The sequence below is a fragment of the Paracoccus sp. P2 genome, from assembly GCF_046335115.1.
Classification (GTDB): Bacteria; Pseudomonadota; Alphaproteobacteria; order Rhodobacterales; family Rhodobacteraceae; genus Paracoccus; species Paracoccus pantotrophus.
This window is the reverse complement of record NZ_JBGOSN010000008.1, coordinates 48,562-68,799: the sequence shown is the minus strand read 5'-3', so window position 1 is coordinate 68,799 and position 20,238 is coordinate 48,562. Positions and strand designations below refer to the sequence as shown.

Sequence of the window (20,238 nt, the reverse complement as noted above, 5' to 3'; positions counted from 1 at the left end):
GGTTTTGGTGACGAGGAAAGGGCAGGGTTTGCAGGATGTTATCGTGGGGATCTGCCGTTTTTCCTTCCTGGGCCGCTGCGACTGGGCCGGGACCGCGGGGCAGGGGGCCGGTGCGCCCGAGCTTCTGGCGCAGCGCGGCGCCATGCTTTACGCGCCCGAGCGGCTGGAGCGCCGCTTTGCCGCCTTCCAGGCGCTGTGCCTGCCCTCGATCAAGGCCCAGACCGACGCGGATTTCCGCTTCTGGCTGCTGACCTCGCCCGAGATGCCGCGTCCCTGGCTGGACCGGCTGCGCGATCTGTGCGCCGGCGTGCCGCAGATCCGGCTGATCGTCTCGGACAGGCGCGAGACGGTGAACGCGTTGCGCGAGCCCCTGCGCGAGGCGGCCGAGGCGGCGGGCCGGCCGGTGATCCAGTTCCGGGTCGATGACGACGACGCCTTCAGCCGCCATCACGTCGCCCGCATCCGCCGCCATGCCCGGCGCTTCGCCGACCTGCCGGCCTTTGCCATCAGCTACCCGCAGGGTCTGGTCATGGGCAGCTACGAGGGCGAGCCGATCAGCTACTGGCGCGCGCACCAGCCCTTCCTGGGCGCGGGGGCGGCGGTGCGCATGCGCGGGCCGGGGCGCTGCATCTATGCCTATAACCACTTCCAGCTGCCCAGGTATTTCCCGGCCTTCACCGACGTGGACGGCCTGGGCTATGTGCAGACCCGCTGGGACGAAGGCGATTCCGTCGCCACCATCGTTGCCAGGTTCCCGAAATGGTTCCAGCAACTCGACCCGGCCGAGTTCCAGCGCGAACTGGCCGAGGACTTTCCCTTTCTGCAAGGCGTCGACCTGGGCTTCGTGGAACGCAAGGGGGCGGCCTGACCGCCCCCGTCACTTCCCGCGGCGGTCAGTGCGAATACATGCTGACCTGCTTGGCATCGGCGCCTTCGCCGACCATGTCGCGGCGCACCTTCAACCGGTTCAGCGCCCCCACATAGGCCTTGACGCTGGCCAGGATGGTGTCGGTATCCGAGGCCTGGCCGGTGGCGATGCGGCCTTCCTCCTCCATGCGCACGCTGACGGTGGCCTGGGCATCGGTGCCCTCGGTCACGGCATGGACCTGGTAGAGCTGCAGCCGCGCCTTATGCGGCCAGATCGCCTTGACGGCGTTGAAACAGGCATCGACCGGGCCGTCGCCGGTGGCATGGACGGTCTTTTCCTCGCCGCCGACCGTCATGGTCAGGTCGGCCGACTGCCCGTCCGTGCCGCAGACCACGCGCAGGTGCTTCACCTGCAGGTAATCGTGCTCGGTATTGGCGGCGCTGTCCTGCATCAGCGCCACCAGGTCGTCGTCGTAGATCTCCTTCTTGCGGTCGGCCAGGGCCTTGAAGCGCACGAAGATGTCCTTCAGCTGGTTGTCGCCCAGCTCGTAGCCCAGGTCGCGCAGCTTCGAGCGCAGCGCGGCGCGGCCCGAATGCTTGCCCATGGCGATATTGGCCTCGTTCAGGCCGATATCGGCGGGGCGCATGATCTCGAAGGTCTCGACATTCTTCAGCACGCCGTCCTGGTGGATGCCGGATTCGTGCAGGAAGGCGTTCTTGCCGACGATGGCCTTGTTGAACTGCACCGGAAAGCCCGAGACCTGGCTGACCCGGCGCGAGATGCCCATGATCTTCGTCGTGTCGATGCCGGTCGTATAGGGCATGATGTCGTGGCGCACCTTCAGCGCCATCACCACCTCTTCCAGCGCGGTGTTGCCGGCCCGCTCGCCCAGCCCGTTGATGGTGCATTCGACCTGGCGCGCGCCGGCCTCGACGGCGGCCAGGGCATTGGCGGTCGCCATGCCCAGGTCGTTGTGGCAATGCGTGGCGAAGACCACCCCGTCGGCACCCGGCACCCGCTCCAGCAGCATGCGGATCAGCGCGGCCGATTCGCGCGGCGCGGTATAGCCCACGGTGTCGGGGATGTTGATGGTGGTGGCGCCGCAGCGGATGGCGATCTCGACCACCCGGCACAGATAGTCGTGCTCGGTCCGGGTGGCGTCCATCGGCGACCATTGCACGTCGTCGCACAGGTTGCGGGCATGGCTCACGGTCTGCTCGATCCGCTCGGCCATCTGGTCCATGTCCAGGTTCGGGATGGCCCGGTGCAGCGGCGAGGTGCCGATGAAGGTATGGATGCGCGGGCGCTTCGCATGCTTCACCGCCTCCCAGCACCGGTCGATATCGGGGAACTGGGCGCGGGCCAGGCCGCAGATCACGGCGTTCTGCGCCTGTTTCGCGATCTCGCTCACGGCGGCGAAATCGCCCTCCGAGGCGATGGGAAAGCCCGCCTCGATGATGTCCACGCCCATCTCGTCCAGCATCTGGGCGATTTCCAGCTTCTCGCTATGGGTCATGGTGGCGCCGGGCGATTGCTCGCCGTCGCGCAGGGTGGTGTCAAAGATCAGGACGCGGTTCGGATCGGTCATTTCGGGAATCCTTCTTCATGCTCGCATAGGGTCCGGGCACGAACCTGACTGAGCGGCGGCCCGGAGACCCGCTCAGCGCAGCGTAAGAAGAAGGAGACCGCGGTGGTTCACGGCAATGCGCGCGCCGTCATGCGCGTGCGGGGCCGTGGCAATGATCTGCTGCATCCGAGTCATGGCGCGGACTATAAGACCCGCGCCACCGGCTTGAAAAGGCAAAAAATACGCCCGCCGGACTTTTCCCGGCCCTGGAACCGGCCGGGGCGATGCCATCTCGCACCGCCCCGGGGACTTCTTCGTTCTTCAAATACCCATCCGCCCGTGCCGCAGGCGCGGCGTCTCAAAGCGCGCGCCAGCCGATGTCGCGGCGGCAGAATCCCTCGGGCCAGTCGATGCCGTCGACCAGCGCATAGGCGCGGGCATGCGCCTCGGCCAGCGTCGCCCCGCGCCCGGTCGCGGCCAGGACGCGCCCGCCGGTGGCGACGATCTGCCCGTCGCGCCGCGCGGTTCCGGCGTGAAACACCATGCGGAAACTGTCCTCGGGCAGCGCATCGAGCCCGCCGATCATGCTGCCCTTCTCATAGGCGCCGGGATAGCCCTTCGCGGCCAGCACCACGGTGAGCGCGTGGTCGTCGGCCCAGCTCACCGCCATCTCGCCCAGCCGGCCCTCGGCGCAGGCCAGGATCAGGTCCAGCGCCTGCGCGCCCAGCCGCATCATCAGCACCTGGCATTCCGGGTCGCCGAAGCGGACATTGTATTCCACCAGCCGCGCCCGGCCGCCCTCGATCATCAGCCCGGCATAGAGCACGCCCTGGAACGGCGTACCGCGCCGCGCCATCTCGGCCACGGTGGGGCGCACGATCTCGGCCATCACCTGGTCCTGGATGGCTTCGGTCAGCACCGGGGCCGGGGAATAGGCGCCCATGCCGCCGGTATTCGGCCCGGTATCGCCGTCGCCCACGCGCTTGTGGTCCTGGGCGGTGCCGATCGGCAGACAATCCGTCCCGTCGCACAGGACGAAGAAGCTCGCCTCCTCGCCCTCCATGAACTCCTCGATCACCACCTCGGCCCCGGCCGTGCCGAAGGCGCCGCCGAAGGCGTCGTCTACGGCGGCGACGGCCTCGGCCTCGGTCATCGCGACGGTCACGCCCTTGCCGGCGGCCAGCCCGTCGGCCTTCACGACGATGGGCGCGCCCTGCGCGCGGATATAGGCCCGCGCCGGCTCGGCGGCGTCGAAGCGCGCCCAGGCGGCGGTCGGCGCGCCGCAGGCGTCGCAGACCGCCTTGGTGAAGCTTTTCGAGGCCTCCAGCATCGCCGCCGCCCTGGACGGGCCGAAGACCAGGATCCCCGCCGCCCGCAATTCGTCGGCGACGCCGGCCGCCAGCGGCGCCTCGGGGCCGATCACCACCAGGTCGATGGCGTTCTCCTCGCAAAAGCCGATCACGGCGGGGCCGGACAGGATGTCCAGTTCCGCCAGCCGGGCCAGCGGCTCCATCCCGGCATTGCCCGGCGCGACGAACAGCCGGTCGCATTTCGGATTCTGCCGGATCGCCCAGGCCAGCGCATGTTCGCGCCCGCCGCTGCCGAGGATCAGGATGTTCATGCGAAAAGGCCCCCTTGCGAATGTCTGGCGACTTCTAGGAACTGCCCCGCGCCGGATCAATCCCCCAAACCCCTTGATCCCGCCCGCGCCCCGCGCCACAACCGGGCCATGGAGCTTTTCGAAGAGACGCCCGCCAGCAACGCCCATGAATTCACCGTCTCCGAGATCTCGGGCGCGGTGAAGCGCGTGCTCGAGGGCGAATTCGGCCGCGTCCGCGTGCGCGGCGAGATCGGCCGCGTCTCGCGCCCCTCGTCCGGGCACCTTTACTTCGACCTCAAGGACGACCGCGCTGTGATCGCCGCCGTGACCTGGAAGGGGCAGGCCGCGCGCCTCTCGACCCGCCCCGAGGAGGGGATCGAGGTCATCGCCACCGGCCGGCTGACCACCTTTCCCGGCCAGTCGAAATACCAGCTGATCGTCGAGGAACTCGAACCCGCCGGCGCCGGCGCGCTGATGATGATGCTGGAGAAGCGCCGCAAGGCGCTGGCGGCCGAAGGGCTGTTCGACGAATCGCGCAAGCGCCCGCTGCCCTATCTGCCGCGGGTGATCGGCGTCGTGACCTCGCCCTCGGGCGCGGTGATCCGCGACATCCTGCACCGGCTGCGCGACCGCTTTCCGACGCGGGTGCTGATCTGGCCGGTGGCGGTGCAGGGCGAGGGCTGCGCGCCGCAGGTCGCCGCGGCGATCCAGGGCTTCAACGCGCTGCCCCAGGGCGGGGCGATCCCGCGCCCCGAGCTGATCATCGTCGCCCGCGGCGGCGGCAGCCTCGAGGATCTCTGGGGCTTCAACGAGGAAGCCGTGGTCCGTGCCGCCGCCGCCAGCGCGATTCCGCTGATCTCGGCCGTGGGGCACGAGACCGATACCACGCTGATCGATTTCGCCGCGGACCGCCGGGCGCCGACGCCCACCGCCGCGGCCGAGATGGCGGTGCCGGTGCGCGCCGAACTGGCCGCCCGGCTGGCCGAGATCCGGGCCCGGATGATGCGCGCCGCCCAGGGGGGCAACCAGCGCCGGCGCCAGCGGCTGGCCGACCTGGGCCGCGCGCTTGGCCGGCCGCAGGCGCTGACCGACCCGGCCCGGCAACGTTTCGACCTGTTCGCCGAGCGGCTGGAGCCGGCGCTGCGCGGTTTCGTGCGCGCCCGCCGCGACCGGCTGAACGCGCTGCCGCTGTCGCTGTCGGCCCTGCGCACCATGCTGCGCAGCCGGCGCGATGCGTTGCAAGGGCAGGGGCAGCGGCTGCCGCTTTGCCTTGAGCGGCTGGGCCGGCGCCGGACCGAGCGCCTGGCCGAGCTCGGCAGCCGATTGGAGCGGGCTCGCGCGCGGATGCTGGCCGATGCCGCGCGCCAGACTGCCCGCGACCGCGACATGCTGGAGCGCATGGCTGCAAGGCTTGCCGCCGCCGCCGCGCGCATGCTGCCGCCCCGCCGCGAGGCGCTGGAGCGGCTGGACCGCTTGCGCCAGACGCTGGGCTATCGCGAGACCCTGCGCCGCGGATTCGCCGTCGTGCATGGTCCTGCGGGCCTGCTGACCGAGGCGGCCGAGGCGGCGCAGGCCCCGCGTTTCGAGATCGAGTTCCTGGACGGCCGACTGACGGCGCGCCCCGACGCGCCCCCGGCAAAACCCGCCCGCAAGCCGCGCGAGCCCCGGGGCCAGAAATCGCTTTTCTAGCGCGCCAGGCCCAGGGCCGCGCAGCAGGATGCGGAAAACCGCCGCGCGGGCGGGGCTTTTCTCTTGCGGCGCGATGACCTATCTGCGGCATGAAGCGCAAGGAAGGCACCCATGGCCAAGATCACTTACATCGAGCACAACGGCACCGTCCACGAAATCGACGTCAAACCCGGCATGACCGTGATGGAGGGCGCGCGCGACAACGGCGTACCCGGCATCGATGCGGATTGCGGCGGCGCCTGCGCCTGTTCGACCTGCCATGTCTATGTGGCGCCGGAATGGGTGGACCGGCTGCCGCCCAGGGATCCGATGGAAGAGGACATGCTGGACTTCGCCTGGCAGCCCGATCCGGTGCGCTCGCGCCTGACCTGCCAGATCAAGGTGACGCCGGAACTCGACGGGCTGGTGGTGAACCTGCCCGAACGCCAGATCTGAGCGCAGCCGCGTCCCGCTCAGGCCTTTTCGCTGGTGGCGGGCGCGGATGCGGGCGCATTGGCCCGGATCAGGTTGCCCATGAACTCGGCGAATATCCGTTCGGCGAGTTCGCGGGTCGAGCGGGAATCGCCGTCGAACCAGGGATCGGTGCTGCGCGTCAGGAACATCATGTTGCCGCCCTTGACCAGGCAATGCAGCATCATGGTCGAGATGTCGATGTCGGTGTCCGGGGACAGGATGCCGAGCCGCTGCGCCTCGGACAGCTTGCGGTGATAGAGGTCGCGCATCGAGCTGGTATAGCGATGCAAGGCGCTGCCGGGCTTGATCGGGCCGCAAAGCCTATCGACCAGCAGCCGAAACAGCGTCGGATTCGCCTCGGCCCAAGCCAGATAGCTGTGGGCGATCGAATGCATCTGTTCGATCGGGTCGGCGGTATTGGCCTGGATCACCCCCTCGCGCAGCGCATCGTTGAGCAGGGTGACGGCGTGATAGATCAGCCCCTCGTGCAGTTCCTCGATCGAACTGAACATGCTGCGGATCTCTTCCTCGCTCGCCGCGGTGCGCGGGGCAAGTTCGGCGAGGTCGGAGGGCAGCCGGCCGCTTTCCTCCAGATGCTCCTGGGCGGCGAAGATCAAGCTTTGATAGATATTCCCCCGGCCTTCCATCAGCCGCTCCTGAGACAACTGGCTTCAAATCTAACAGAGTTTCTCCGCCGCGAAAGCCTGTAATCCCAAGCGGCGGAAAGAAGCTCAACCCTCGGCGCGGGACTGGCGCTTGCGCTCGTGCGGGTCCAGGTAACGCTTGCGCAGGCGGATGTTCTTGGGCGTGACCTCGACCAGCTCGTCATTGTCGATATAGGCGATGGCCTCTTCCAGCGACATGCGCACCGGCGGGGTCAGCCGCACCGCCTCATCCGTGCCCGAGGCACGCACGTTGGTCAGCTTCTTGCCCTTCAGCGGGTTCACTTCCAGGTCGTTGTCGCGCGAATGCTCGCCGATGATCATGCCCTGATAGACCTGCTCTTGTGCGCCGATGAACATCTTGCCGCGCTCTTCCAGGTTCCACAGCGCATAGGCCACCGAAACCCCGTCCTCCATGGAAATCAGCACGCCCTGGCGGCGGCCTTGGATCGCGCCCTTGTAGGGCGCCCAGCCGTGGAAGATGCGGTTCAGCACGCCGTTGCCGCGGGTGTCGGTCATGAACTCGCCGTGATAGCCGATCAGCCCGCGCGAGGGCACATGGGCGACGATGCGGGTCTTGCCGGTCCCGGCGGGGCGCATGTCCACCATCTCGCCCTTGCGGTCGCCGGTCAGCTTTTCGATCACCACGCCGGTATAGTCGTCATCGACGTCGATGATGACCTCCTCGATCGGTTCGAGGCGCTGGCCGTCCTCTTCGCGGAAGATGACGCGCGGGCGCGAGATCGACAGCTCGAATCCCTCGCGGCGCATGTTCTCGATCAGCACGCCCATCTGCAGTTCGCCGCGGCCCGAGACGATGAAGGCGTCGCCGCCCGGCGTGTCCTCGACCTTGATGGCGACATTGGTCTCGGCCTCTTTCATCAGCCGCTCGCGAATCACCCGCGACTGCACCTTGTTGCCGTCGCGGCCCGCCAGCGGGCTGTCGTTGATGCCGAAGGTGACGCTGATCGTCGGCGGATCGATGGGCTGGGCGGGCAGGGGCGTGTCCACCTCGAGCGCGCAGAGCGTATCGGCCACGGTAGCCTTGGACATGCCGGCCAGGGTGACGATGTCGCCCGCCACCGCCTCGTCGATCGGCTGCTGGTTCAGGCCGCGGAAGGCCAGCACCTTGGAGACACGGAACTGCTCGATGCGCTCGCCGTCGCGCGACAGCGCCTTGATGGTGTCGCCGGCCTTGGCGCGGCCCGCCTCGACCCGGCCGGTCAGGATGCGGCCGATGAACGGGTCGGCGCCCAGCGTGGTCGCCAACATCTGGAAGGGCTCGTCCTGGCGCGCGATCTGTTTCGGCGCCTCGACATGGCGCAGCACCAGGTCGAACAGCGCCGTCATGTCCTTCCTGGGCCCTTCCAGGGTCTCGTCGGCCCAGCCGCCGATGCCGGAGGCATAAAGATGCGGGAAATCAAGCTGTTCGTCGCTGGCGCCCAGGTTGGCGAACAGGTCGAACACCTCATCCAGCGCCTTGTCGGGATCGGCGGCGGGCTTATCCACCTTGTTCAGCACCACGATGGGCCGCAGCCCCAGGGCCAGCGCCTTGGAGGTCACGAACTTGGTCTGCGGCATCGGACCTTCGGCGGCATCGACCAGCAGGCAGACGCCGTCCACCATCGACAGGATGCGCTCCACCTCGCCGCCGAAATCGGCGTGGCCGGGGGTGTCGACGATATTGATGCGGGTTCCCTTCCACTCGACCGAGGTCGCCTTGGCCAGGATGGTGATGCCGCGCTCGCGCTCGATGTCGTTGCTGTCCATCACGCGCTCGGCCACGGCCTGATTTTCGCGGAAACTGCCCGATTGCTTCAAGAGCTGATCGACCAGGGTCGTCTTGCCATGGTCGACATGGGCGATGATCGCGATATTGCGGATGTCCATAGGGGGCCTTTTTCAGAATTTGCGCCCCCGGTAACGCAGAGGGGCGCGAAAGGCCAGCGCCAATCGCAGGCAGGATGTCAGCGCAGGCCCAGAAGCCCCAGGATGAACAGCACTACGACGACAAGGCCGACAAGATAGATGATCGAGTTCATGACGGATTCCTCCCTTGGGCCGGCCGGGCAAGGGATCCGCCCGATCGCTGGCTGTCGCATGGGAAACCCGCCGCGTCGGCCAAGGTTCCCGGCCGACGGCGATCAGACATCCTGTCGGGCCAGTGATTCGATCAGCGGTCGGACACCCGAAAGATCGTAGCCCGCCCGTGCCGCGGTCTGAAGCAGATCCGCTACCGGTTCCTGTCCGGCGCGGGCCAGCGCCCAGAGCACGGTCGAGCGGTTGCCGGACCGGCAATAGGCCAGCTTGGGTCCGGGCGCGGCCAGCGCCTCGGCCTGGGCCGAGATCATCTGCGGCGTGATCTGGCCGGGGGTGAAGGGGTTGAAGTGATATGCCATCCCCGCCGCCTCGGCCGCCGCGCGCATCGCCTCGTCACCCTCGTCCGGGCCGACCTCCTCGTCGGGGCGGTTGTTGATCAGCACGCGAAAGCCGGCCTCGGCCAAGGCTGGCAGATCCTCGGGGCGGATCTGGGCGGCCACGGCAAGGTCGGGGGTCAGTTGTCGCAGGTCCATGCGGAGCTCCTTGGGCTTCGGTCGGGCCGGAATGGCGGCATGCGGCGACGGTTCCTTCCGTTTTGCCGTCCTGTCAAGCGCCGCGATGCCGGATGAACCTAGCCGACCGCCGAGGTTTCCTCGACCAGCAGCGGCAGGCGAGCGAAATCGTCGAACGTGCCGCGATGCGTCATCTGCTCGACCGGAGTCTTGCGATAGCCGCGGGTGAACAGCAGGAAGGGGACGCCGGTGTTGCTGGCGCATTCCTCGTCGAATTCGCTGTCGCCGACATAGACCCCGCGCGGATTCAGGGGATCGGCGCCCAGGCCGGCGAAAGCCGCGCGCAGGGGGGCCGGATCGGGCTTGCGCTGGGGCAGGGAATCGCCGCCCACCACGGCCCCGAACAGTTGCGCGATGCCGAAATGGTCGAGGATCGCCCGCGTCGGGCCCAGGGGCTTGTTGGTGCAAAGCCCCAGCGGATAGCCGCGATCGGCCAGGATCCCCAGCGCCTCGGCGACATTGGGATAAAGCCGGGTCAGGCCGGTGGCGTCGTGATAGCGGGTCATGAACGAGGCAACCAGGTCGCGATGCGCCTCGACCGGCAGCGCGGTGGTGCCGATGACGCGCCGCCACAGCAGGTCGACGCCGCCGCCGACGAAGCCGCGAACCTGATCCAGCGTCAGGGGCGCCACGCCATGCAGGCGCAATACCGCGTTCACGCAGGCATGGATGTCGGGCACGCTGTCGATCAATGTGCCGTCAAGATCGAAAACCACGGGGCAGGGGGCAAAGCAGATGTTCATTCACGCCTTCCATTTGATCGAGCAACCCATCGAGGCCACCTGGTCGCGCGGGCCCTGCCCGGTTTCGGCGATCTGCACCATGGCCTCGTACAGCTCGCGCCGGGCATCCGGCGGGGCGGGATTGCGGCCCGAGGCGTCCAGTCGGCCACGATACTGCAACTCGCCCGCGGCATTGTAGCCGAAGAAATCCGGCGTGCATTCGGCGCCATAGGCGCGCGCGACGTCCTGGCTTTCGTCATAGAGATAAGGAAAGGTGAAGCCGTGCTTCTCGGCCTCGATCTTCATCTGCTCGGGGCCATCCTGCGGATATTCGCCGACGTCGTTGGCCGAGATCGCCACGACGCCGATGCCCAGTTGCTGCAATTCGGCGGCGTCGCGCCGAACGCGGTCGATGACGGCCTGCACATAGGGGCAATGGTTGCAGATGAACATGACCAGCGTGCCGCGCGTCCCGGCGATGTCGCGAAACGAGACCATGCGGCCATCGGGATCAGGCAGCGTGAAGTCCGGCGCCTTGGCACCGAAATCGCAAACCGGAGGACGAACGGCCATGGGCTCTCCTTGCTGGTCGAGGCCGCCTGACTCGCGGCGGCCGAAATTGCGGGGTTCACCCAGCAGACTATGATGCGGCAAGATGGAAAGAAAGTGCCTGCACCCGCCATGGCTAATAAGTCGCAGCCCGGCGCGCCTGCTTCAGGCGGAATTTTGTTTACATAATTCGGATTATCGATTTAAACGACCCAACGCGGGCGGCTTCCAGTCGCGATCACCGGAACATTGGTCGGATGAGAGCCATTTCGGCGGCTATTTTCGGCCAAACGATGGCTATTCGCGGGCTGTCTCCAGGGAGATTTATTTAGAATACAGTGTGTTGCCCTAGGGGCTGCGGTGCCGGCGATCAGCGCGCGGATGCGCGGCCTCTGGGCAGCCGCGGGCGGATTCTCCCTGTTGACGCAGCCCAGGCAACGCTGCTTCGTCCGCAGGTCCAGCCCGACCATGGCGACCTGAGCATCTCGCCGGGAGACAGGTCAGCCGAAATTTCCATCCCATGCCCCCGGGAAGCGCCAGCTTTCCTGCCCGGTCCCATCATGCTGCGAGGAATGCCATCCATGCCCGTCATAATCACCCTGCAAGCACAGCTTTTCATCCTAGGCATGGCGCTGCCCGGTATCAGGCGAAAGATCACGTCATCTCCTGGACCTGTGCATCGCACAGCGCGCAATGGTGTGCATCGGACCCCGTCCCGCTAACAACCGCGGCACTGTTCCAGCCAGGCAGGCCAGCCCCCTGCCCCAAGCCGATCCGGATCGAACCTCCATCCACGGCCGGGCTTTGCCAGGCCGAAACCCCGCATGTCCCGCGTCCCGTTCCTGCTTACCTGCGGCTTCGATCCCGACGAGATCGCCGCGTTTTTCCAAGACCGGTTCCTGCTGCATCTGCGCAAGCTGCGCGGCCTGGAGCCGCGGCTGGGTGACGAACCGCTGCGGATTGCCCCGAGCCGGATGCAGATGCCATGCCCAGAATAGCCGAGGCGAAGCGACGCAAGCTCTGCCGGCGTGCCAGGCGCATCCCCGACGCCAGGCGGGCGGCCAGCGGCCTCGATCGGCTGAAACCCAAGGATCGCGCGCGCCTGGGACCGCTGGCGGGCGGAAGCCGCCCTGCCGGCCTGTTGACAACCTCCGCGCTCTTCTGCGCTATGCGGCATTCGCGGCAACTGCCGGAAACCGATGCTTCGCTCTCTGACCCATGGGCTGTGGCTGGCGCCGCATCGCCCGCTGTTTCTTCTGGCCGGCCTTTGGGCGGCTCTCGTGCCATCGGTCTGGCTGATTCCGCCCGGGATCGGCGTCGATGCACCCTCCTGGCATCGCCATGAACTGCTGTTCGGCATGGGCGGTGCGGCCGTCGGGGGCTATCTGCTGACCGCATTGCCCGCATGGACCGGCCGCCCCAGGGTCGCGCCGGCCACGACCGCGGTCATGGTGGCGCTGTGGCTTGCCGGGCGGCTGGCCTTCGCCCTTGGCCCGCCTGGACCCTTCGGCCTTGTGACGGCGACGGCCTATTTCCTCGTTCTGGGCAGCCTGCTGTCATGGCGGGCCGCAAGGGCCGGGGTCTGGCGGAAGCTGCCGCTCGCGCTGGCGCCCCTGGTCCTCGGCGGCGTCGAGGCGCTGGCCATCGCCGGGCCGGGGCCCGTTGCCGCAGGCCTTGCGCAGGACATGGCGCCCCTGTTGTTCGCGCTGCTCCTCTGCCTGGTGGGCGGCCGCGCCCTTGCGGCATTCACCCGGCACTGGGCCGCGTCCTCCGGCCGGCCGCCCCCGACCGAGCCGCGCTGGCTTGCCGGCGCCGGCTTGCTGGGGTTGCTTCTGGCCATGGCGGCGCTGCTGCTGGATCGCCCGGGGCTTGCCGGGCCGCTCCTGATCGGTTCTGGCATCCTGCAACTGGCCCGCATGGTCCTGTGGCGCAGCTGGCGTGCCGGCCGCTACCCGGCGCTGCTGCTTTTGCATCTGGCCTGGCTATGGCTGCCGCTGGGCCTGGTCCTGGCGGGCCTGTCGCAGCGACCCTCGGCCGGGCTCGACATGACCACGGCGCTTCACGCCATCACCATGGGCGCCATGGGCACGATGATGCTTGCGATCATGGGACGGGCGGCCATGGCGCGCAAAGCAGGCCGGCTTGCGGTATCGCGCCCGCTGGCCCTTGCCTTCGGCCTTGTCAATCTGGCCGTGCTGATGCGCCTGCTGATGTGCTGTGCCGGTGCGGACGCATGGGCGATGCTGCTGCATCTTTCAGCGGCGGGCTGGATGGCGGGATGGACGCTTTTCCTGTGGGACTTCCGGCGCGCGCTGCTGGGACCGGTGCCCAGGCCGGTGCTGAGTGCGTCCCGCCGCTCCTGACCGCCCGGCTCCTGACCGTCCGGCAGCCGCGGCGGCCGATCCGCCCTGGCTCGCCGATCCGCCCTGGCTCAATGCGTCCAGGGCGCGCGGCGGTCGGGGGCGAAATTCTCGCCATAGCCGCGGGGGCGGATGTTCGGGGCGCGGGTATGGGGCTCGATCACCTCGTAATCCAGCCCATGTTCGCGCGCGTAATCCTCGGCCTGCTTGCGGGTCTCGAAGCGCAGGCGGACCTGGCTCTGGGTGTCGTCGCTGCTGGTCCAGCCCATCAGCGGGTCGATCTCGCGCGGATCGGCGGGCGGAAAGTCCAGCACCCAGTTCTTGGTGCGGGCGGTGCCGGATTGCATGGCGTTGCGGGCGGGCTTGTAGATGCGGACGCGCATGGCGGGAACCCTCTGTTCTTGCTTCCCGCCTTATCCCCGAAGCCGGCCGGGCGATCAAGATGCCCCTGGCGCGATTTCCTGCCATCGCGGCCGGATTGCCGCCCCCGCATGGCGCATATTCCCCGGCCGGGCTTGCATTGGGGCGCGAATGCGCCAGATTGACCCAGGCAGGAACAAAGGTGAAACCATGGGCCACAACAACACCAACGCCCCCGTCGCGCGCTTTCCCGAGGTGAGCCGGCCCAAGCTGGAAGGCGGCCGGCGCTTCGTCATGCATTCCGAGTTCCAGCCCGCCGGCGACCAGCCCACCGCCATCGCCGAACTGGCAAAAGGCATCCAGGAGGGCGAGCGCGACCAGGTGCTGCTGGGCGCCACCGGCACCGGCAAGACCTTCACCATGGCCAAGGTGATCGAGGCGACCCAGCGACCCGCCATCATCCTGGCCCCGAACAAGACGCTGGCTGCGCAATTATACGGCGAGTTCAAGGGCTTCTTCCCCGAAAACGCCGTGGAATATTTCGTCAGCTATTACGACTACTACCAGCCCGAAGCCTATGTCCCGCGCAGCGATACCTATATCGAGAAGGAATCGCAGATCAACGAGGCCATCGACCGGATGCGCCATTCGGCCACCCGCGCCCTGCTGGAGCGCGACGACGTCATCATCGTCGCCTCGGTCAGCTGCATCTACGGCATCGGCTCGGTCGAGACCTATTCGGCGATGACCCAGGACATGGTGGTCGGCGAAAGCTACGACCAGCGCGCGTTCCTAGCCGAGCTGGTGGCGCAGCAGTATCGCCGGCTCGACGCTGCCTTCCAGCGCGGCGGCTTCCGGGTGCGCGGCGACGTGATCGAGGTCTGGCCGGCGCACCTGGAAGACCGGGCCTGGCGCTTCGACTTCTTCGGCAACGAGCTTGAATCGATTACCGAATTCGATCCGCTGACCGGCGCCAGGACCGACAGTTTCAAGCAGATCCGCATCTATGCCAACAGCCATTACGTCACCCCTCGCCCGACCTTGCAACAGGCCATCAAAGGGATACGCGCCGAACTTCAGGTGCGGTTGAAGCAATTGACCGATGAGGGCAAGCTGCTGGAGGCGCAGCGGCTTGAGCAACGCACGAACTTCGACCTGGAAATGCTTGAAGCGACTGGTGTTTGCAACGGGATCGAGAACTATTCCCGCTATCTGACCGGCCGCGCGCCGGGCGAGCCGCCGCCGACGCTGTTCGAGTTCATCCCGGATAATGCCATCGTCTTTGCCGACGAATCCCATGTCTCGGTGCCGCAGATCGGCGGCATGTATCGTGGCGACTTCCGGCGCAAGTTCACCCTGGCTGAGCATGGCTTCCGCCTGCCCAGCTGCATGGACAACCGGCCGCTGAAATTCGAGGAATGGGACGCCATGCGCCCGCAATCGGTCTTTGTCAGCGCCACCCCCGCGCAATGGGAACTGGACCAGACCGGCGGCGTCTTTACCGAGCAGGTGATCCGCCCCACCGGCCTGCTGGACCCGCAGGTCGAGATCCGCCCGGTCGAGATGCAGGTGGACGACCTTCTGGACGAGGTGCGCAAGGTCGCGGCGCAGGGCTATCGCACCCTGGTCACGACCCTGACCAAGCGCATGGCCGAGGATCTGACCGAATATCTGCACGAACAGGGCATCCGCGTGCGCTACATGCACAGCGATATCGACACCATCGAGCGCATCGAGATCCTGCGCGACCTGCGGCTGGGGGCCTTTGACGTGCTGGTCGGCATCAACCTCTTGCGCGAGGGGCTGGACATCCCGGAATGCGGGCTGGTGGCGATCCTGGATGCCGACAAGGAGGGCTTCCTGCGCTCGGAAACCTCGCTGATCCAGACCATCGGCCGGGCGGCGCGCAATGCCGACGGCCGGGTCATCATGTATGCCGACCGCATCACCGGCAGCATGGAGCGCGCCATGGCCGAGACCGAGCGCCGGCGCCAGAAGCAGATCGCCTATAACGAGGCACACGGCATCACGCCGCAGACCGTGCGCAAGAATGTCGAGGACGTGCTGGCCGGGCTGTGGCAGGGCGATACCGATCAGGCGCGCATCACGACGCGGATCGAGAAGCCGCTGGTCGGCGCCAATCTGGCGGCGCATCTGGACGCGCTGCGGGCGCAGATGCGCAAGGCGGCCGAGAACCTGGAATTCGAGGAAGCCGCGCGGCTGCGCGACGAGGTCAAGCGGCTGGAGGCGGTGGAACTGGCCGTGGCCGACGACCCGCTGGCCCGGCAATCCGCCATCGAGGAGGCGGCCGAGGCGGCGGTCAAGTCCTCGGGACGCTCGACCGCCGGGCGGGCCGGGCAGCGCGGCGGCAACAAGCGGTCGCGGCGGCGCAGCTGACGCGCGGCAACGGGGCTTGGCAGGGGTGCCCCGCCCCCGGCGTCCGGATCAGCTGCAACTGACCGAAAGCAGCTTGCCCCGGCTGTCCACGATGAAGGTCAGCCGGTCCTGGATCATCTCCATGGTCATCGGCCGGTCTTCGCGGGCAATGCGATACATCTGCCCTTCGGGCACCGAGATGGTGGGCGAGGTCTGGCCGATCAGGTGGCTGTAACGCGCCGCTCCGCAGGGATCGACCGAGACGGTTTCGGGTTCCGGGGGCGGCGGCGCCTCGGGCGTGCAGGCGGCCAGCGCAAGGGGAGTTGCCAGAACGGCAAGGGAAAGCGGGAGTTTCATCTTGACCTCATGAGTCTGGACTTGCTGCCGACCTAACCCCTGGAATGGCGGTTGGTTTCCCCGACCCCGGCGGATCGGCGGATTTCCGCGAATCGCGGTTCAGCGCAGGGTGGCCAGCACCTCCTCGGCCAGGGCATCGACCTCGGCGCGGGCGGTGGCGTGGCGCGCGGTCTCGCCCGCGCCCAGCCCCTGCCCCAACGCCTCGGCATAGGCGACGCGGTTGGCAAGCTGCGCCGCCGCCACCTCGGCCCCCAGCGCGGCGGCGCCCTCGGCCACCTCTCCGGTCAGGCGCGCATGTGAGCGGGTGCGGTTCAGCACGATCAGCGTGTCGCATTTCTCGCGCCGGGCCAGGTCCAGCACGCCCTCGGTCGCCCAGAGGTCGACATGGCTGGTCGCCACCGGGACCAGCACCAGGTCGGCCACCCGCAACGCCGGGCGCAGGTCGCTGTCGATCTTGGGCGGCGTGTCGATGATGACGAAATCGAAGCGTTTCTTCAGCTTGTCGGATTCGTAGCTGGCGCCCCAGGCCGAGGAGGTGGTGAATTCCAGCGCCTCGTCCTCGCCCCGCCGCTCCAGCCGTTCCAGGAACCAGCGCCCCATGCTGCCCTGCGGGTCGGTGTCCAGCAGCGCGACCGAATGGCCGCGCCCGCGCAGGGCCACCGCCAGATTGACCGCGATGGTGGTCTTGCCCGAGCCGCCCTTCTGCTGGGCAATCGTGATGATGCGTCCTGCCATGAGCCCCTCCGTTCCGGCAATCGCTCGCCTGTTTCCTGCCAGACTAGGGGCTAAGCTTGCGCAATGCACGGCTTTTCGCAGCCGCAGCATCGGCTTTCCGCATCAGGTCTTCCAGGTATCGACCACCTCGTACATCACCGGCTCGAAATGGCGGCACATGCCATGGATGGCGCGGTTGCGCTGGCGCATCTCGGGGTGGCGCAGCATGGCCTGGTAGTCGCGCCGGTCGCGCCATTGCGAATAGGTGCAGATCCGGGTCTGGGCATCGTTCAGGTGGATCGCGCCCGAGACATAGCCGGGCTGGTGCCGGATCACCTGGTCATAGGCGTCGTTCAGCGCGTCCAGCACGTCATGCGCGGTGCCGGGCGTCACCTCGAAGGTGCAGATCACGGTCTGGCCGGAGAATTCCTTGTCGATGTGGGTCATGGTGCTTGGCTCCCTGCTTGGCTGGCTCTGGGCCCAGCTTACGGCGAAGCGGGCAAGGTTGCAGCGGTTTTCCGTCCGCGCCATGGTGGCGGCGCGCAATGCGAAAGGACATGAGCATGATTCCGGTCTTCGACGGTCACAACGATTTCTTGCAGCGCATGGTGGCTGCGGGACCGGGCCGCGACCGGCTCTGGCTGGAGGGCGACGGCAGCGGCCATCTGGACCTGCCGCGGATGAAGGCGGGCGGGTTTGCCGGCGGTTTCTTCGCGATCTGGACGCCCTCGCCGCCCGGCCCGGACGATGCGCTGGCGGCGATGCTCAAGAAGAACCCGCCCTTCGCCCTGCCCCTGCCGCCCGAAGTCCTGCCTGCCCAGGCCCTGCCCCATGCGCTGGCCCAGGCCGGGCAGCTGATGGCGATGGAGCGCACCGGCACGCTGGCGATCTGCCGGACCGCGGCCGAGATCCGCGCGGCCATGGCCCGGGGCCGCATCGCCGCCATCCTGCATATCGAGGGTGCCGAGCCGATCCCGGACCTGGATGCGCTGCATGTCTGGCATGCGATGGGGCTGCGCTCGCTGGGGCCGGTCTGGTCGCGGCCGACGCGCTACGGCCATGGCGTGCCCTTCGCCTTTCCCTCATCGCCCGATACCGGGCCGGGGCTGACGGATGCGGGCAAGGATCTGGTGCGCGCATGCAACCGGCTGCGCATCATGCTGGACCTGTCGCATCTGAACGAAAAGGGTTTCGACGACGTGGCGCGGCTCTCGGATGCGCCGCTGGTCGCCAGCCACAGCTGCGCCCATGCCGTCGCGCCCAGTTCGCGCAACCTGACCGACCGGCAATTGCGGGTCATCGCCGAATCGCGGGGCCTCGTCGGGCTGAACTTCGCCGTGGGCTTCCTGCATCCCGAAGGCCGGCGCGACCCGATGCACGGGTTCGAGGTCATGCTGCGCCACCTGGATCACCTGCTTGCGTTCCTGGGCGAGGACGGGGTGGCGCTGGGTTCCGATTTCGACGGCGCCGACATGCCCGAGGATCTGGCCGATGCCGCGGCCCTGCCGAACCTGGTGCAGGCGATGCTGGCGCATGGCTATGGCCGCGACCTGGTCGAGAAGATCGCCTGGCGGAACTGGCTGGACCTGCTGGAGCGGAGCTGGGGCGGCTGAATGCACCCCCGACTGCCGGGGGGCACCGGCGGGGCGCGGGGGCGGCGATCCGCAACCGGACCACTCGGCAAAGACGCACAAGGATCGCCGCCCCCATGCGCGGGGAAATGCCACGGCCGCTTTGCACGGTAAAGTTGTCTATTCAGACAAGATTCCCGCTATGGGAGAATCCCCGCCCCTCAGCCTCCGGTAACGGCCGGCGTGACCTCCAGCGCCTCGGCCAGCGCGCGGAACCGCGCCTCGGCCACCTCGCCCATCAGCGCGCGCCCGGTCCGGGTCAGCTTCAGCTCCAGGAGCTTCTTCTTGCGCTGCAATTTCAGCGTCCCCGCCTCGGCCGGATCCTTGACCGAGAACATGGCGCCGAAGCGCATCGCCTTGCCCAGCACCTCGGCCTCGCGGATCTCCTTGTCCGACAGCAGCGCGAATAGCGGCGCCATGGGCGAATTGGCGCGGCTGTTCTTGTAGCGATGCAGCAGCGACAGGCCCAGGAAGACCCGCTCGGGATGCGACAGCGCCGCCATGTTGGCCCGCGTCACATTGTCGAAACAGGCGTCGGCGCGATAATCGGGATGGGTGCGCCATGTGGTGTCGTGCAGAAGGCAGGCCGCCCGGACCAGCCGGTCGCGCTCGGCCGGCAGGTTGCCGAACAGCGGCTCGAGGAACTGGTAGAGCTTCTTGCCGAAGCCCGGCATCCGCGCCATCTGCCGCTCGGCAAAGCGCGCCGCCTCGATCAGCGGATCGCGCGAGCGCAACCCGGCCGGCATCTGTTCGTAAAGCAGCCCTTCGCGGATGCCGTATGAGGACACGGCCAGCGATTTCGGCTTGAAGCTCTGCACCAGCTGGCGCAGCACCTGGCTGGCCAGCGGCACCAGCTCCATCCGGCTTTGCGAGATGCCGGTCATCGCCCGCATGTCCGCCACGCTCCGGTCGCCGATCCATTTCACCGTGTCGGCGACGGCCTGGGGCGACATGCGATATTCGTGCAGCACGGTCATCGGGTATTTCGCCCGCTCCATGTCCAGCCGCGCGATGGCCCGCCAGGAACCGCCGACCAGGTAGATCTGCTCATGCCCGCGGCCCAGCCGCTCGGCCGCCGTCTCGATGGTCTCGCGGATATGGTCGCGCAGCCCCGAGGCGCCGCCCTTGACCTGTTGCAGCCGGAACGGACCCAGGGGCGTCGAGATGCGGCGGCCGACCTTGCCGTTCTCGACCTCGGCCAGTTCCATCGAGTTGCCGCCGATGTCGCAGACCAGCCCCTTGGCATCCGGCCAGCCCAGCAGAACGCCCTGGGCGGAAAGCCGCGCCTCTTCCTCGCCGTCGATGACCCAGAGCTTCAGCCCGGTCTCCTTCTCGACCGCCTTGTGGAAGGCGGGGCCGTCCTCGGCCTCGCGCACGGCGGCGGTGGCGACGCAGGTCAGCGGCTTGATCCCCATGCTGTCGGCCAGGACCGCAAAGCGGCGCAGGGCTGCCATGCCGCGCCGCACGCCTTCGGGGTTCAGCCGCCCGGTGGTGGCCAGGCCCGAGCCCAGCCCGGCCATGACCTTTTCGTTGTAGAAATAGGCCGGCGAGCGCGCCGCCCCGTCGAAGACCACCATGCGGATCGAGTTCGAGCCGACATCGACCACGCCCACCCGGCTCAGCGCCCGTTCCGAGGCGCGTTCGAACAGCGAGCGTCCGAAGGGTTCGATGGTTTCTCCGCTTGCGGTCAGGATGCCGTTCATCGGGTTCCTCTCGAT

Annotated in this window: 20 protein-coding genes; 7 read left to right on the top strand and 13 right to left on the bottom strand. The window is 68.0% G+C overall.

Translation table 11 applies throughout. The annotated features are described in order from the left end of the window. Positions 1 to 43: 43 nt before the first annotated feature. Positions 44 to 868: a putative rhamnosyl transferase gene (locus ACDP63_RS07445; protein ID WP_231486794.1), complete on the top strand. Its 825-nt coding sequence runs from the start codon at positions 44 to 46 to the stop codon at positions 866 to 868. A 25-nt stretch (positions 869 to 893) separates the two neighbouring features. Here the strand turns inward: ACDP63_RS07445 and ACDP63_RS07440 are convergent, their stop codons facing one another. Both ACDP63_RS07440 and purD read right to left on the bottom strand, forming a co-directional pair. Continuing rightward, positions 894 to 2,456, bottom strand: a complete 1,563-nt coding sequence (locus ACDP63_RS07440) for a 2-isopropylmalate synthase (protein ID WP_024844756.1) — start codon at positions 2,454 to 2,456, stop codon at positions 894 to 896. A 337-nt stretch (positions 2,457 to 2,793) separates the two neighbouring features. Beyond that, positions 2,794 to 4,056: a phosphoribosylamine--glycine ligase gene (gene purD / locus ACDP63_RS07435; protein WP_024844755.1), complete on the bottom strand. Its 1,263-nt coding sequence runs from the start codon at positions 4,054 to 4,056 to the stop codon at positions 2,794 to 2,796. A gap of 108 nt (positions 4,057 to 4,164) precedes the next feature. On the opposite strand from purD, the gene xseA reads away from it, so the two are divergent. Both xseA and ACDP63_RS07425 read left to right on the top strand, forming a co-directional pair. Beyond that, a complete protein-coding gene (gene xseA, locus ACDP63_RS07430) occupies positions 4,165 to 5,724 on the top strand; it encodes an exodeoxyribonuclease VII large subunit (protein WP_409927880.1) in 1,560 nt (519 codons plus the stop codon). A gap of 111 nt (positions 5,725 to 5,835) precedes the next feature. Next, a complete protein-coding gene (locus ACDP63_RS07425) occupies positions 5,836 to 6,159 on the top strand; it encodes a 2Fe-2S iron-sulfur cluster-binding protein (protein ID WP_024844753.1) in 324 nt (107 codons plus the stop codon). A gap of 17 nt (positions 6,160 to 6,176) precedes the next feature. Here the strand turns inward: ACDP63_RS07425 and ACDP63_RS07420 are convergent, their stop codons facing one another. The 6 genes from ACDP63_RS07420 to ACDP63_RS07395 form a co-directional block, all read right to left on the bottom strand. Further along, complete coding sequence (locus tag ACDP63_RS07420) at positions 6,177 to 6,824, bottom strand: TetR/AcrR family transcriptional regulator (RefSeq protein WP_147428882.1); 648 nt, start codon at positions 6,822 to 6,824, stop codon at positions 6,177 to 6,179. 84 nt (positions 6,825 to 6,908) lie between these two features. Continuing rightward, complete coding sequence (gene typA, locus ACDP63_RS07415; RefSeq protein ID WP_024844751.1) at positions 6,909 to 8,729, bottom strand: translational GTPase TypA; 1,821 nt, start codon at positions 8,727 to 8,729, stop codon at positions 6,909 to 6,911. A 77-nt stretch (positions 8,730 to 8,806) separates the two neighbouring features. Further along, positions 8,807 to 8,941: a hypothetical protein gene (locus ACDP63_RS07410; protein WP_257154204.1), complete on the bottom strand. Its 135-nt coding sequence runs from the start codon at positions 8,939 to 8,941 to the stop codon at positions 8,807 to 8,809. Positions 8,942 to 8,983: 42 nt separating this feature from the next. Further along, complete coding sequence (locus ACDP63_RS07405) at positions 8,984 to 9,412, bottom strand: TIGR01244 family sulfur transferase (RefSeq protein WP_024844750.1); 429 nt, start codon at positions 9,410 to 9,412, stop codon at positions 8,984 to 8,986. 98 nt (positions 9,413 to 9,510) lie between these two features. Then, entirely contained in the window at positions 9,511 to 10,194 is a 684-nt protein-coding gene (gene gph / locus ACDP63_RS07400) for a phosphoglycolate phosphatase (RefSeq protein ID WP_024844749.1), read from the bottom strand. Continuing rightward, a complete protein-coding gene (locus tag ACDP63_RS07395) occupies positions 10,195 to 10,746 on the bottom strand; it encodes a thioredoxin family protein (RefSeq protein ID WP_024844748.1) in 552 nt (183 codons plus the stop codon). 800 nt (positions 10,747 to 11,546) lie between these two features. Here ACDP63_RS07395 and ACDP63_RS07390 point away from each other — a divergent pair. Further along, entirely contained in the window at positions 11,547 to 11,720 is a 174-nt protein-coding gene (locus tag ACDP63_RS07390; RefSeq protein WP_155987178.1) for a hypothetical protein, read from the top strand. Between the two features lie 201 nt (positions 11,721 to 11,921). Next, positions 11,922 to 13,085, top strand: a complete 1,164-nt coding sequence (locus ACDP63_RS07385) for an NnrS family protein (RefSeq protein WP_036747648.1) — start codon at positions 11,922 to 11,924, stop codon at positions 13,083 to 13,085. 68 nt (positions 13,086 to 13,153) lie between these two features. On the opposite strand, the gene ACDP63_RS07380 is transcribed toward ACDP63_RS07385, so the two are convergent. Beyond that, positions 13,154 to 13,465, bottom strand: coding sequence for an ETC complex I subunit (locus ACDP63_RS07380; RefSeq protein ID WP_024844693.1), 312 nt, complete (start codon positions 13,463 to 13,465; stop codon positions 13,154 to 13,156). 187 nt (positions 13,466 to 13,652) lie between these two features. Here ACDP63_RS07380 and uvrB point away from each other — a divergent pair, with 187 nt between their 5' ends. Then, positions 13,653 to 15,839, top strand: a complete 2,187-nt coding sequence (uvrB, locus tag ACDP63_RS07375; RefSeq protein WP_024844694.1) for an excinuclease ABC subunit UvrB — start codon at positions 13,653 to 13,655, stop codon at positions 15,837 to 15,839. 48 nt (positions 15,840 to 15,887) lie between these two features. On the opposite strand, the gene ACDP63_RS07370 is transcribed toward uvrB, so the two are convergent. The 3 genes from ACDP63_RS07370 to ACDP63_RS07360 all read right to left on the bottom strand — a co-directional run bounded on the left by ACDP63_RS07370 (position 15,888) and on the right by ACDP63_RS07360 (position 17,336). Continuing rightward, the gene (locus tag ACDP63_RS07370; protein WP_024844695.1) at positions 15,888 to 16,175 is read right to left on the bottom strand and encodes a hypothetical protein; all 288 of its coding nucleotides are present in this window, start codon (positions 16,173 to 16,175) and stop codon (positions 15,888 to 15,890) included. 99 nt (positions 16,176 to 16,274) lie between these two features. After that, positions 16,275 to 16,910 (bottom strand): ParA family partition ATPase, encoded by a 636-nt coding sequence (parA, locus tag ACDP63_RS07365; RefSeq protein WP_024844696.1) that lies wholly within the window; start codon positions 16,908 to 16,910, stop codon positions 16,275 to 16,277. A 102-nt stretch (positions 16,911 to 17,012) separates the two neighbouring features. Beyond that, positions 17,013 to 17,336, bottom strand: a complete 324-nt coding sequence (locus ACDP63_RS07360; protein WP_024844697.1) for an antibiotic biosynthesis monooxygenase family protein — start codon at positions 17,334 to 17,336, stop codon at positions 17,013 to 17,015. 116 nt (positions 17,337 to 17,452) lie between these two features. Here ACDP63_RS07360 and ACDP63_RS07355 point away from each other — a divergent pair, with 116 nt between their 5' ends. Further along, entirely contained in the window at positions 17,453 to 18,502 is a 1,050-nt protein-coding gene (locus tag ACDP63_RS07355) for a dipeptidase (protein ID WP_028709943.1), read from the top strand. Between the two features lie 179 nt (positions 18,503 to 18,681). Here ACDP63_RS07355 and ppx read toward each other — a convergent pair whose 3' ends face one another. After that, a complete protein-coding gene (ppx, locus tag ACDP63_RS07350; protein ID WP_024844699.1) occupies positions 18,682 to 20,223 on the bottom strand; it encodes an exopolyphosphatase in 1,542 nt (513 codons plus the stop codon). Positions 20,224 to 20,238: the final 15 nt, after the last annotated feature.